Source organism: Pedobacter sp. AC212 (assembly GCF_979258625.1).
Window position 1 is genome coordinate 1,231,875 of the sequence record NZ_OZ409870.1, and the last position, 12,688, is coordinate 1,244,562.

Here is a 12,688-nt window from a genome sequence, read left to right on the forward strand (position 1 = left end):
TCATGGCAGGTAAAAAATTATCAAGAAGAGATCGTATTAAAAAAGGGATCAGAAAAAGACTTACCGGTTCGGAAGAGCGTCCAAGGTTATCTGTATATAGAAGCAATAAAGGGATTTATGCGCAGGTAATTAACGATGTAACCGGTACTACAATAGCTTCAGCATCATCTTTATCAAAAGATTTTTCTGGAACAGGTAACAAAAGCGACCAATCAGTTGCAGTAGGCAAATTAGTTGCTGAAAAAGCAATCGCTGCTGGTGTTAAAGAAGTTGTTTTCGATAGAAATGGCTATTTATACCACGGTCGTGTAAAATCGTTGGCAGAGGGTGCCCGCGAAGCTGGTTTAGTATTTTAATCTGAAGAAAAAGTAAGATGTCAACTATCAATATAAAAAGAGTTAAAACCACCGATATCGAATTAAAGGATCGTTTGGTTAGTATACAACGTGTTGCCAAAGTAACCAAAGGTGGTCGTACTTTCAGCTTCTCAGCAATTGTTGTTGTTGGAGATGAGAACGGTGTTGTTGGTTTCGGTTTAGGTAAAGCGAAAGAAGTAACAGAAGCAATCGCTAAGGGTGTGGATGATGCTAAAAAGAACTTAGTTAAAGTTCCAATTTTACACGGTACAGTTCCTCACGAGCAGATCGGTAAATTCTCAGGTGGTTTTGTTTTAATCAAACCAGCTGCAGTAGGTACCGGAGTAATTGCTGGTGGTGCGATGCGTGCTGTATTAGAAAGTGCTGGCGTTCATAACGTATTAGCAAAATCTAAAGGTTCATCAAACCCACACAACGTGGTAAAAGCAACTGTAGATGCGTTAACAAAAATGCGTGATGCTTATACAGTAGCTCAAACTCGTGGTATAGATTTAAACAAAGTATTTAACGGATAATATCATGGCTAAGATCAAAATAACACAAGTAAAAAGCGTTATCGACAGAAGCGAGCGCCAAAAAAGAACCGTTCAAGCTTTAGGTTTATCTAAAATGAATCAAAGTGTTGAGGTAGAAGCTACACCACAAATTATTGGTATGGTTCGCAAAGTGAACCACTTAGTAGCTATCGAAGCAATTTAAGACAATTATCAAAATGAATGAGTTTTGAGTGAATGAATAGGCAAATTGCTAACATTCAATCATTCAAAATTCAATCATTATTTATTTATCGTTGTACCTGTTTAGTGAAAGCGAAGGGCAACACAAATTCAAAAAAATGAATTTAAGTAATTTAAAACCTGCAGTAGGTTCTACAAAAAACAACAAAAGAATTGGTCGTGGTACAGGTTCTGGTCGTGGTGGTACTTCAACCCGTGGTCACAAAGGTGCGGGTTCTCGTTCTGGTCACAAAACCAAAATCGGTTTTGAAGGTGGTCAAATGCCTTTACAACGTCGTGTGCCTAAAGTTGGTTTCAAACCAATTAACCGTACCGAATATGTTGGTGTTAACTTAGATGTTTTACAAGCATTAGCCGAAAAACATAACTTAACAACTATTGATTTCGCTGCTTTACAAGCGCATGGTTTAGCTTCAAAAAACGACTTAGTTAAAATTTTAGGTCGTGGTGAAGTAAAAGCAAAATTAGAAATAACTGCACATGCGTTTTCTGCAACCGCACAAAAAGCTATTGAAGCTGCAGGTGGTTCAATTGTAAAATTGTAATTATTAAATGAAGAAGCTATTTACTACTTTAAGTAATATCTGGAAAATTGAAGAATTAAAAGAGCGTATATTGTTTACGCTCTTAATTCTTTTGGTATACCGTTTTGTATCTCACGTGGTTTTGCCAGGTGTAGATCCAACTGCTTTAGGCGCTAACGAAAAATCAGGACTTTTAGGCATTCTGGATATGTTTGCCGGAGGTTCGTTCTCTCGTGTGTCTATTTTAGCATTGGGGGTAATGCCTTATATCTCTGCATCCATTGTGGTGCAACTATTAGGTATTGCTGTTCCTTCTTTCCAAAAAATGCAGAAAGAAGGCGAAAGTGGTAGAAAGAAAATGAACCAGATCACTCGTTACCTTACGGTAGCGATTACAATCGTTCAATCTGTAGGTTACGTTAAAACGCAGGTTCCGGCAGAAGCTATTTTATTACCAAATACCTTATTTTTAGTGTTATCTACGTTTGTATTAACGGCAGGTACATTATTTGTAATGTGGTTAGGTGAAAAAATAACTGATAAAGGTATTGGTAACGGTACTTCACTAATCATTATGGTTGGTATTATTGCTCGTTTACCTATTGCAATTTCTCAAGAGTTTAGTGCACGTGTAGGTTCTGCCAGTGAAGGTGGAGGCCCGGTTGCCTTAGTTTTAGAGATTGTTGCCTTGTTTGCAGTGGTAATGTTTACCATTTTAATTGTACAAGGTGTACGTAAGGTACCAGTGCAATACGCAAAGAAAATTGTTGGTAACCGCCAGTTTGGTGGTGTTCGTCAATACATTCCATTAAAGGTAAATGCTGCCGGTGTTATGCCAATCATTTTTGCTCAGGCTTTGATGTTTATTCCAGGTGCTTTAACACAATTCGTTCCTTCATTGCAAGGTTCATGGTTAATTCAGTTTAGCAATACTACTTCATTAGCGTATAGCTTAACTTTCGCATTTTTAATTATCGCATTTACTTTCTTCTATACTGCTATTACAGTAAATCCAACTCAAATGAGTGACGATATGAAGAAAAATGGTGGTTTTATTCCAGGCGTTAAGCCAGGCTTTGCAACATCGACTTTCATTGATGATGTAATTTCTAAAATCACTTTTCCAGGTGCAGTATTTTTAGCGATTATTGCTATACTACCTTCAATTGCGGTGAAATTTGGTATTAAACAAGAATTTGCTCATTTCTTTGGTGGTACATCACTATTGATTTTAGTGGGTGTTGTCTTAGACACTTTACAACAAATTGAAAGTTATTTATTGATGCGTCATTACGATGGATTAATGAAAACTGGTAGAGTTACTGGCAGAACAGGCGTACCTGCTGCAAGTAGCAACGCAGCTTTGTAGGCTGAACAAAATTGATTAAAACTTTTGAATGATAGAATGAGTGAATGGCCCAACAGCTCTTCACTCATTTACAATTTACGCATTCGAAACTTAAAATGAATGTCTAGAATCTATTACAAGTCTCTTGAAGAGATTGAGTTAATAAGAGAAAGTTCAATGCTTGTTTCAAAAACTTTGGCTGAAGTGGCAAAGGTAATCAAGGCAGGCATCACCACTTTAGCCTTAGATAAGCTGGCATTTGAGTTTATTAATGATCATGGTGCGATACCTGCATTTTTAAATTATAATGGCTTTCCTTACTCTTTATGCATATCGCCAAATGAACATGTTGTTCATGGTTTCCCGAGCGAATACATCATACGAGAGGGTGATTTAATTTCGGTGGATTGTGGTGTGATCAAGAACGGATACTTTGGCGATTCGGCTTATACATTTTCTATTGGAGAAGTTGATGCCGAAAAACAAAAGTTAGTTGAGGTAACCAAACATTGCCTTGATTTAGCAATTGACAAGGCGGTAAGCGGAATGCGTGTTGGAGATATCGGCTTTGCTGTTCAGCAGCATGCAGAAGCTCACGGTTTTGGTGTGGTAAGAGAGTTAGTAGGGCATGGTGTTGGTGTAAAGCTTCACGAAAAACCAGAGGTTCCAAATTATGGGAAACGCGGTGTTGGTCCGAAACTGGAAGAAGGATTAGTGATTGCTATTGAACCGATGATCAATGCCGGTGTTGCTGGCGTACTGTTTCACAATGATGGATGGACGGTGACGAGTAAAGACAATAAACCATCAGCACATTTTGAACACACGGTGGCGATAAAAAAGGGCAAAGCAGACGTTTTATCAACGTTTTCATTAATTGAAGAAGTTTTACAACAAAAAAAATAAATAATTAAAATTTTTTATTTAATTTTGCAACCCTGTTTAGAAGCAGCTAATTAAGTAACAATCAACAAAATATGGCTAAACAAGCCTCAATTGAACAAGACGGAGTAATAAGAGAAGCATTATCGAATGCGATGTTCCGAGTAGAACTTGAGAACGGACACGAGATTATTGCTCATATTTCAGGAAAGATGCGGATGCACTACATCAAAATTCTTCCTGGTGACAAAGTAAAACTGGAAATGTCGCCTTATGATTTAACAAAAGGGCGCATAACCTATAGATACAAATAAAATGAAAGTTAGATCATCAATTAAAAAACGTAGCGCTGATTGCAAGATTATTCGCCGTAAAGGTAAACTTTACGTTATTAACAAGAAAAATCCTAAATACAAGCAACGTCAAGGGTAATTAAAAAACATTGTAATGTACCGCACAACGGTGGCCCGCCGTTCGGAATTACTTCAAAAGATAAATAAATATGGCAAGGATTTCAGGTATTGATTTACCAAGAAACAAAAGAGGAGAGATTGGTTTAACTTATATCTATGGTATTGGGAGAACTACTGCACAACGTATTTTAACTACTGCAGGTATCGATCTAAACAAGAAAGTGCAAGATTGGTCTGATGATGAGTTATCAGCAATCCGTACAATGATTAACGATGAAATTAAAGTAGAAGGTGCTTTAAGATCAGAGGTTCAATTAAACATTAAACGTTTAATGGATATTGGTTGTTACCGTGGTTTACGTCACAGAAAAGGTTTACCTTCTCGTGGTCAGCGTACCAAAAACAACTCACGTACTCGTAAGGGTAAGAGAAAAACAGTTGCTAACAAGAAAAAAGCTACTAAGTAATAGATAGATAGGAGATTGAGGTTTTAGATGTGAGTATCATGTCTATTTAATCTGCTCAAATCTGGAACAAAAGATAAAAAGTAGGATATTGAGTATCGGGGTAGAGAAAGTCTCATATCTCAAGTCTCATATCTAAAATCTAAAAGATAACATGGCTAAGAGTAAAAAAGTAACAAAAAAACGTATCGTTGTAATTGAGCCTGTTGGTCAGGCACATATCAATGCTACTTTCAACAACATCATCGTTACGTTAACCAACAACAACGGACAGACTATTTCATGGTCTTCTGCTGGTAAAATGGGCTTTAAAGGTTCTAAAAAGAACACACCGTATGCAGCTGGTCAAGCAGCTTCAGATTGCGGTAAAGTTGCATTTGATTTAGGTTTACGTAAAGTTGAAGTGTTTGTAAAAGGTCCTGGTTCAGGTCGTGAATCTGCAATCAGAACTTTGCAAGTAGCAGGTATCGAAGTAACATCTATCAAAGATATTACTCCACTTCCTCACAACGGATGTCGTCCTCCTAAAAAGAGAAGAGTTTAATTAATTTTAAAGCTAAGAATCTTCAGTTACAGGCTGAATGGTACTTTAAAAACAGAAAAAAATGGCAAGATATACAGGCCCAAAATCAAAAATCGCCCGTAAATTCAGAGAACCAATCTTCGGTCCTGATAAGGTGTTAGACAGAAAAAATTATCCTCCTGGCCAACATGGCGTTTCAAAAAGGAGAGGAAAACAATCTGAGTATGCAATCCAGTTAATGGAGAAACAAAAAGTAAAATATACTTATGGTGTATTAGAAAAGCAGTTCAGTAACTTGTTTAAAAAAGCATCTTCACGTGCTGGTATTACAGGTGATAACTTACTTCAATTATTAGAAGCACGTTTAGATAACACAGTTTACCGTTTAGGTATTGCAACAACCCGTTCTGGTGCACGCCAGTTAGTTAGCCATAAACACGTAACCGTGAATGGTGAAGTTGTAAATATCCCTTCATATCAGTTAAAAGCTGGTGATGTTGTTGCGGTTCGTGAGAAATCAAAATCATTAGAATCAATTAGTAACTCAGTTGCAGGTAGAACAATTAATAAGTTCTCTTGGTTAGAGTGGAATGCTGGTGAATTAACTGGTAAATTCTTAACCTACCCACAACGTGATGAAATTCCTGAAAACATTAAGGAAAACTTAATCATCGAGTTATACTCAAAGTAATAAATAAGATAGTTAATTACCTCGAAAGGGTAATTAACTTTTTTCTTGTTACTATATATTCAATAACGAATTTAAAAAATTATAAATGGCAATTTTAGCATTTCAGAAACCTGATAAAGTGATCATGCAGAAATCAACAGATTTCGATGGCACATTTGAATTTCGTCCTTTAGAGCCCGGTTTCGGTGTAACAATTGGTAATGCCTTAAGAAGAATATTACTTTCTTCATTAGAAGGTTATGCTATTACTACTATTCGTTTTTCAGGCGTTTCGCATGAGTTTTCTACCATGAAAGGTGTTGTAGAAGATTTAACTGATATCATCTTAAACTTAAAGCAAGTTCGTTTTAAGAAAACTGGTGATTCTGGTGATGCTGAAAAAGTATTCATCATTGTTAACGGCCAAGATCAATTCAAAGCTGGTGATATCACTAAATTCTCTAACAACTTTACAGTTTTAAATCCTGAGCATGTTATTTGCAACATGGACAAATCTGTAACTTTAGAAGTGGAATTAACCATCAATAAAGGACGTGGTTATGTACCTGCTGAAGAAAATAAAGTTGCTGATGCTGTTGTAGGTGTTATCGCGATCGATTCGATCTACACACCAATGAAAAATGTTAAATACACAATTGAAAACTTCCGTGTTGAACAAAAAACGGATTATGAGAAATTGGTATTAGATATTTCAACTGATGGTTCAATTCATCCAGAAGAAGCATTAAAAGAAGCGGCTAAGATTCTTATCCAACACTTTATGTTATTCTCTGATGAGAACTTGGTATTAGAATCTCAAGCAAAAGAAGAAACTAAAGAAGTGGATGAAGAAATTTTACACATGCGTAAAATCCTTAAAACTGAATTAGTGGATATGGATCTTTCAGTTAGAGCATTAAACTGCTTAAAAGCTGCTGATATCCGTACTTTAGCTGATTTAGTATCTTACGATGTTGCTGATATGTTGAAATTCAGAAACTTCGGTAAGAAATCTTTAACAGAGATTCAAGAACTAGTAAAATCAAAAGGTTTATCTTTCGGTATGAACCTGTCTAAATTTAAATTAGACGAAGAATAAAAAATAGTCTAGAGTTCGGAGTCATTAGTCTTGAATCCAAACTCTTCTATAAATATAATAATATTCACTGTGTATAATTCCCTCTGAGACAGAGACGGTATACACTTTATAAAAAAACAATGAGACACGGTAAAAAAGTAAACCACTTAGGTAGAACTGCAAGTCACAGAAAAGCGATGTTAGCCAATATGGCATCATCACTTATTTTGCACAAAAGAATTACAACAACTTTAGCTAAAGCAAAAGCTTTACGTACTTATGTTGAGCCAATTATCACTAAATCAAAAAATGATACTACTCACTCACGTCGTACTGTATTTGCTTACTTACAAGATAAAGAAGTAGTAACTATTTTATTCCGCGAAATAGCTGAGAAAGTTGCAAATCGTCCAGGTGGTTACACTCGTATCATTAAATTAAACAACCGTTTAGGTGATAACGCTGAGATGGCTTTAATTGAATTGGTAGATTATAACGAAGTTTACGGTAAAGATGTAGAGGCTAAAGAAGAGAAGAAAACTACTCGTCGTGGTAGAAGTAAAACTGCTGCTGCTCCTAAAGCTGCTGAAGCGAAAGCTGAAACTGCTGAAGAAGTTGCTCCAGAAGCTACTACTGAAGAAGCTCCTGCTACTGAAGAACCAAAAGGAGAATAATTTATTCTGCTTTAAAATTTTAAAAAGTCCTGTTCGAAAGAGCAGGACTTTTTTGTTTATATTGGATTGTAATTGTAACCCCTAAAATGAACAAGTCATTCTTCATTATTCTACTTTTCTTGAGCTTTTCAAGTATAGCTCAGCAGAAAGTAATATCTGTTGCTGATAAAGTAATATCTATTTCCGGTAGAAAATTAGAAATTAATACTGATGGTTTTCCAAAGCAAATCCAATCCTACTATGATTCTGATTTAAAAGCTTTCGGTGATAAATCTACCAACTTGTTTTATGAGCCCATACATTTTCATCTGTTTACATCTTCTAAAATACAGGAGAAGGTAGTTGCAAACACATTTAACATATTATCCGAAAGTTCAAATTCCATTTCCTGGGATGCTACAAGCTCTTCTGCCAATATGTTACACCACGTACAGGCTGTAATGAATGCAGATGGGATTGCTAAGTTTCATGTAGAACTGAAAGCTTTAAATGATATTAACTTTTCAAATATTAACTTCCATATTCCATTTGAAAAAAATGCCTCAAAGTACTTAGTGGGATTAGGAAACGACGGAAATATAAGACCAGATACCGTAAAGTGGAGCTGGAAAATGGTAGATAAAGTTAAGCCAGAAGTTTTAATTGGAAATGATAATGCGGCGCTTTTTATAAGTTTTGATCAGTATAAAAATGCAGATAGCCACCATATTAGAAATGGCTGGCGAAATGAAGATAAAGATGTATTGCAAATTAATATTAAGGGAAGTTCAATGCTTACTGATTTCTCTACAGGATTAGTGAAGTGTAAGAAAGGTGAAATATTGGTTTTTGATTTTACCATATTAGTATCACCAATGGATATTAAAGACGGGAAGAAAAAATTAGAGAAAAGATTTAAAGCCTATAAAACCGAGGTAATAGACTCTCAACTTTTCTCTAAAAAAGGTAGACCATGATCAATTAATATAATCAGCTATATATTTTTGCCAATCTACACCAAAGGGGATTACCACATATTTTCCTTGCGGACTAACCAAAAATTTCGATGGCCATGAAGCGACTTTGTACGCACTTTCTATTTGATTATCTGACATAGCAACGGGAAAAGTATAACTAAACTCTTTCATGTAAGCCCTAACAGCCTGTTCGTTGTCATTACTTGCAATAGTGATAATATTTAGGTTCGGCAATTTGCCATCTTGAGTTTTTTGGTACGTGCTTTGCAAATCGGGATGCTCTTTCCTACATGGCGAACACCAAGTACCCCAAAAGTCTACTAATGTCCATTGATTATTGTTGTTTACCATCTGATATAAGCTTCCATCCAATTTCGCCAACGAAAATATAGGGGCAATTTTGCCGTTTTTATTGAATTCAGTTAACCAATATTCACCAAACTTGCCACGTTCTTTGTATAAGGCCTTGGCACTTGCTTTATATTTTGGATCTTTCATAGACATGGCCATAACCATTTTAAGCTTGTCGTCATCGCTTGCTATCGTAGCTAAATAGTCTTCTTCGAAAGAATATTTCTCTTTGTTAAAAAGAAAAAACATATCGTAAAAATAGGCATATTTAACGGTGTTGTCTAGCGCATCAGGGCTGAATTCAGAAGCCAATTTTAAGAACTTAATTTGATCGGCTTTATCTATCGTGTTGCCTGCAGAAATAAAATTTATGGAAGCGAACATGTATCTATACCATGCCCGGTCCATTTTTTCCTCTCGCGACAGCTCGTTTTGTGTAGAGTGAGTACTTATATATTGTTTTAGATTATCGTAAATCAAATCTTGTAATTTAACCGCCAGAGGCTTCAGCTGATCACTCTTATTCATTATACCCGAAATCATCAAACCGTATCTTGCTTTCCTTTGATTGTAAAAGTCAGAATCTTCATTTAGGTAGGATAGATATTCGTTACCTATGTTTTGTAGTTCGATGGCATTGTCTTTATTTTTCATAGCTTCAACCCATTTCCAAATAGGATAGATATTTTCCTTGATCTGTTTATTTACACTGTTTTTTGTTTTGTCGAGAATGATGTAAGCATTAAATTGCTCTTCAGCAAACTTACGTCGGGCAGAATCAACCGTAACGTTGAATTTTTTGAGGTGAGCAAGGAATTCGGGATCTTTCAATAACTCTTCTCTTGATCCGAGCATAAAACTTTGAGCAAAACTGTTGTGCAACAAATCATCAGTTGCATTTGATTCAAGCATTGCCAAATTGGTGAGAAAGTAAATCGCTGAATCAGGATTTGTATCTTTTGTGCGTTGGAAACCATTAAAATAGTTGGCGTGTTGGCTAGGGCTATTCTGTGCAAATACACTGTAGGTTATGCACACAAGGAAAGATAACAGGGTTAATTTTTTCATTTTTTAATTGAGGTTATTTAGCTTATTAAATTAAAGAAGCCAGAATTGGGTTTCTGGCTTCACTGAAGAGGAAAATTAAACTTTTACATTTTCCATTCCATATTGCTTCAATACATCAGCTGGTACACCAGTCCATTGGTTTGGTGCGTTTCCTGCATAACCAATATCTTTCACACCGATTTCTGTAGTGTAGAAACCAGAAGCCGTTAAGCTTCTCATTCGGTTAAAAAAAGTAACGCCTGCCCGAACTTCAGGTTTCGCCTTTTTTGGATAGGCAATTTCATCAATAATTGAAATTTGCTGTTCTGCAGAAGCATCTACAAAAGATCTGCTAAATTTATTGAAGCAATAAACGTCCAGCCATTTTAAGCCACCACGCATAGGCACTTTATGTTCGGGGATATCTTTTACAATAAATTCAATAAACTCTGGTACTTTGGCATCAGAGGCACTTCCAGAGACATCATCTTTAGGAATTATAATATCTGCTAAAACAGTTATGGTTGCCATTTCATGTTTAGTGAAATAAGTTTCCGCTTTTAGTTCTTTATCCCGGTCTATTTCCCACTGTTCACGTCCAGCCTCTGCTTTCGTTTCTTGTGGAATAGGTTTGTCGCCGGTGTTTTCGGGTTGCTTGCAGGCTTCTAATAACACTGCAGTACTTACTGCTGTTAAGCCAATTGCTTTTAGGGAATCACGTCTGTTCATGTTGTAATTCTTTAAATGTTTTGTTTTTTCTTTTGCGCTAAAATGTATTCTGCCGTACGCATGGAGAGCGCAAGAATAGTCCAGGTTGCGTTTTTATCACCTTGTTGTACAAATGGACCTGCATCAACAACAAAAAGATTTTTGCAATCGTGTGCCTGGCAATATTTGTTCAGTGCTGATTTTTTCGGGTCATCGCCCATGCGGATAGTACCCACTTCGTGAATGATTTTTCCAGGAGGTAATAAACCATAATTGGTTTCTGGCCCCTGGATTTCTGACGTAACCACGCCACCCATTTCTTTCATCATGTGAAGGAAAGTATCCTGCATGTGTTTAGCCTGTAGAATTTCTTCCTTTGCCCATTTATAGTGAAACCTGAGAACTGGAATTCCGAATTTGTCAACTGCATTTGGATCAATTTCGCAATAGTTATCTTCCCGGGCTATTGCGGTTCCTCGGCCTGCCATACCAACGGTGGTGCCATAAAAACGACGGTAATCATCTTTTAATGATTTTCCGTAGCCGCCGGCATCTTTCATTTTTCCATCTCTACCTGGAACCATGCCATTCATTTGCGTTACACCGCCCCCAAAACCATAAGCTGGCATACCCATACCGCCCCAGTACTCGATGTGATATCCTCGAGGAAAATTGAGTTTTTTATTATCCAGCCACCATGGCGAATAGATGTGTACACTTCCTAAACCATCCTCATTATAACGTTTTCTATCCATTAACTGCGGAAGGAAACCTGAAACACTTACGCCGGTAGAATCATGTAAATACTTACCCACAATGCCACTGCTGTTTGCCAAGCCATTAGGATGTGACGAAGATTTCGAGTTCAATAAAATACGGGCAGATTCGCAAGCACTGGCACCAAGGATAACCATTTTTCCATTTACCTGATATTCTTGTAAATCTTTTCTATTTACATAAGAAACCCCTTTCGCCGACCCATCTTTATCAGTGATTACCTCACGCACCATGGCATCAGTAATAACCGTTAAATTCCCAGTTTTTACAGCCGGGATAACCAAACAAGAAGAAGAAGAGAAATCGCCGTAAACCTTACAGCTTCTTCCACATTGGCCACAATAAAAACAAGGTGCCCTGTCGCTGTTATTGGGTAATGGTTCTGTTAATACCGATCCACGACCAGCAATCACTTTAACGCCTGCTTTATCAGCTCCTTTTTTGATAAATAATTCAGTTAATCTTGGCTTTGGTGGTTTCATGAAGATGCCATCAGGCTCGTTTGGTAGTCCTTCTTTAGTACCATAAATGCCAATCAAGCGATCAACTTTATCGTAAAATGGTTTAACATCATCGTAGGTAATTGGCCAATCATCTGTTAAACCATCTTTTGCCTGAAAATCCAGAGGACCCATTCTGAGCGATATTCTTCCCCAGTGATTCGTTCTGCCGCCAAGCATTCGAGATCTGAACCATTCAAATTCCGTTTTATCTTTGGTAGTGTAGGGTTCCCCTTCTAATTCCCAGCCGCCATATGAGGCATCAAAATCGCCAAACGGACGGACCGTACTTGCTCCTCTTCGTGGAGATTCCCAAGGCCACTTCAGCTGATGGGCATCTATTCTTGGATCGAAATATTGCCCTGCCTCAAGCATTAAAACTTTTTGTCCGGCATTCGCTAAAACGTATGCCGCCATCCCACCACCAGCTCCAGATCCTACAATAATAGCATCATACACCGTTGGCGATTTTTTTATTTGAAATTCACTCATTTGTTTTGGTTAGAATTAAATGATATCCTAATCTAAAGCTAATTTTTAGGAAATAAAAGCAATTGTTCAATTTAGATGATTTCTGAGTAAACTTCATTTTAGTATGAACTAAATCGTATTAGGAAAATATTTTGCTTCATTTGATTAGAGACGGATATTTGATATCA

The 12,688-nt window shown here is 36.8% G+C and carries 17 protein-coding genes; 14 read left to right on the forward strand and 3 right to left on the reverse strand.

The features are described from left to right. The first annotated feature begins 2 nt into the window (after positions 1-2). From rplR to ACZZZC_RS05445, 14 genes are all read left to right on the forward strand, one after another. On the forward strand, positions 3-356 hold the full coding sequence (gene rplR / locus ACZZZC_RS05380) for a 50S ribosomal protein L18 (protein WP_025145211.1): 354 nt from the start codon (positions 3-5) through the stop codon (positions 354-356). A gap of 17 nt (positions 357-373) precedes the next feature. Then, positions 374-892 (forward strand): 30S ribosomal protein S5, encoded by a 519-nt coding sequence (rpsE, locus tag ACZZZC_RS05385; RefSeq protein ID WP_056848532.1) that lies wholly within the window; start codon positions 374-376, stop codon positions 890-892. A 4-nt stretch (positions 893-896) separates the two neighbouring features. Beyond that, positions 897-1,076, forward strand: a complete 180-nt coding sequence (rpmD, locus tag ACZZZC_RS05390; protein WP_010599892.1) for a 50S ribosomal protein L30 — start codon at positions 897-899, stop codon at positions 1,074-1,076. 136 nt (positions 1,077-1,212) lie between these two features. Beyond that, complete coding sequence (gene rplO / locus ACZZZC_RS05395) at positions 1,213-1,659, forward strand: 50S ribosomal protein L15 (RefSeq protein ID WP_056849255.1); 447 nt, start codon at positions 1,213-1,215, stop codon at positions 1,657-1,659. 7 nt (positions 1,660-1,666) lie between these two features. Beyond that, entirely contained in the window at positions 1,667-3,007 is a 1,341-nt protein-coding gene (gene secY / locus ACZZZC_RS05400; RefSeq protein ID WP_056848533.1) for a preprotein translocase subunit SecY, read from the forward strand. Positions 3,008-3,106: 99 nt separating this feature from the next. Next, entirely contained in the window at positions 3,107-3,892 is a 786-nt protein-coding gene (gene map, locus ACZZZC_RS05405; protein ID WP_463485146.1) for a type I methionyl aminopeptidase, read from the forward strand. Between the two features lie 71 nt (positions 3,893-3,963). Further along, complete coding sequence (gene infA / locus ACZZZC_RS05410) at positions 3,964-4,182, forward strand: translation initiation factor IF-1 (protein ID WP_010599888.1); 219 nt, start codon at positions 3,964-3,966, stop codon at positions 4,180-4,182. Position 4,183: 1 nt separating this feature from the next. Continuing rightward, the gene (rpmJ, locus tag ACZZZC_RS05415; RefSeq protein WP_010599887.1) at positions 4,184-4,300 is read left to right on the forward strand and encodes a 50S ribosomal protein L36; all 117 of its coding nucleotides are present in this window, start codon (positions 4,184-4,186) and stop codon (positions 4,298-4,300) included. A 70-nt stretch (positions 4,301-4,370) separates the two neighbouring features. Next, entirely contained in the window at positions 4,371-4,748 is a 378-nt protein-coding gene (rpsM, locus tag ACZZZC_RS05420; RefSeq protein WP_010599886.1) for a 30S ribosomal protein S13, read from the forward strand. Positions 4,749-4,899: 151 nt separating this feature from the next. After that, positions 4,900-5,289 (forward strand): 30S ribosomal protein S11, encoded by a 390-nt coding sequence (gene rpsK / locus ACZZZC_RS05425; protein WP_010599885.1) that lies wholly within the window; start codon positions 4,900-4,902, stop codon positions 5,287-5,289. Positions 5,290-5,350: 61 nt separating this feature from the next. Continuing rightward, positions 5,351-5,959: a 30S ribosomal protein S4 gene (gene rpsD, locus ACZZZC_RS05430; RefSeq protein WP_056848535.1), complete on the forward strand. Its 609-nt coding sequence runs from the start codon at positions 5,351-5,353 to the stop codon at positions 5,957-5,959. A gap of 85 nt (positions 5,960-6,044) precedes the next feature. Beyond that, complete coding sequence (locus ACZZZC_RS05435) at positions 6,045-7,037, forward strand: DNA-directed RNA polymerase subunit alpha (protein ID WP_056848536.1); 993 nt, start codon at positions 6,045-6,047, stop codon at positions 7,035-7,037. Positions 7,038-7,156: 119 nt separating this feature from the next. After that, positions 7,157-7,690, forward strand: coding sequence for a 50S ribosomal protein L17 (gene rplQ, locus ACZZZC_RS05440; protein WP_265799048.1), 534 nt, complete (start codon positions 7,157-7,159; stop codon positions 7,688-7,690). Between the two features lie 86 nt (positions 7,691-7,776). Beyond that, on the forward strand, positions 7,777-8,646 hold the full coding sequence (locus ACZZZC_RS05445; protein ID WP_463485147.1) for a glycoside hydrolase domain-containing protein: 870 nt from the start codon (positions 7,777-7,779) through the stop codon (positions 8,644-8,646). On the opposite strand, the gene ACZZZC_RS05450 is transcribed toward ACZZZC_RS05445, so the two are convergent. The 3 genes from ACZZZC_RS05450 to ACZZZC_RS05460 all read right to left on the reverse strand — a co-directional run bounded on the left by ACZZZC_RS05450 (position 8,647) and on the right by ACZZZC_RS05460 (position 12,521). Then, complete coding sequence (locus ACZZZC_RS05450; RefSeq protein ID WP_463485148.1) at positions 8,647-10,065, reverse strand: TlpA family protein disulfide reductase; 1,419 nt, start codon at positions 10,063-10,065, stop codon at positions 8,647-8,649. It abuts the gene before it with no gap. A gap of 75 nt (positions 10,066-10,140) precedes the next feature. Next, on the reverse strand, positions 10,141-10,773 hold the full coding sequence (locus ACZZZC_RS05455) for a gluconate 2-dehydrogenase subunit 3 family protein (RefSeq protein WP_463485149.1): 633 nt from the start codon (positions 10,771-10,773) through the stop codon (positions 10,141-10,143). A gap of 11 nt (positions 10,774-10,784) precedes the next feature. After that, positions 10,785-12,521 carry a GMC oxidoreductase gene (locus ACZZZC_RS05460; protein ID WP_463485150.1) on the reverse strand — a complete coding sequence of 579 codons (1,737 nt, stop codon included), beginning with the start codon at positions 12,519-12,521 and terminating at the stop codon, positions 10,785-10,787. Positions 12,522-12,688: the final 167 nt, after the last annotated feature.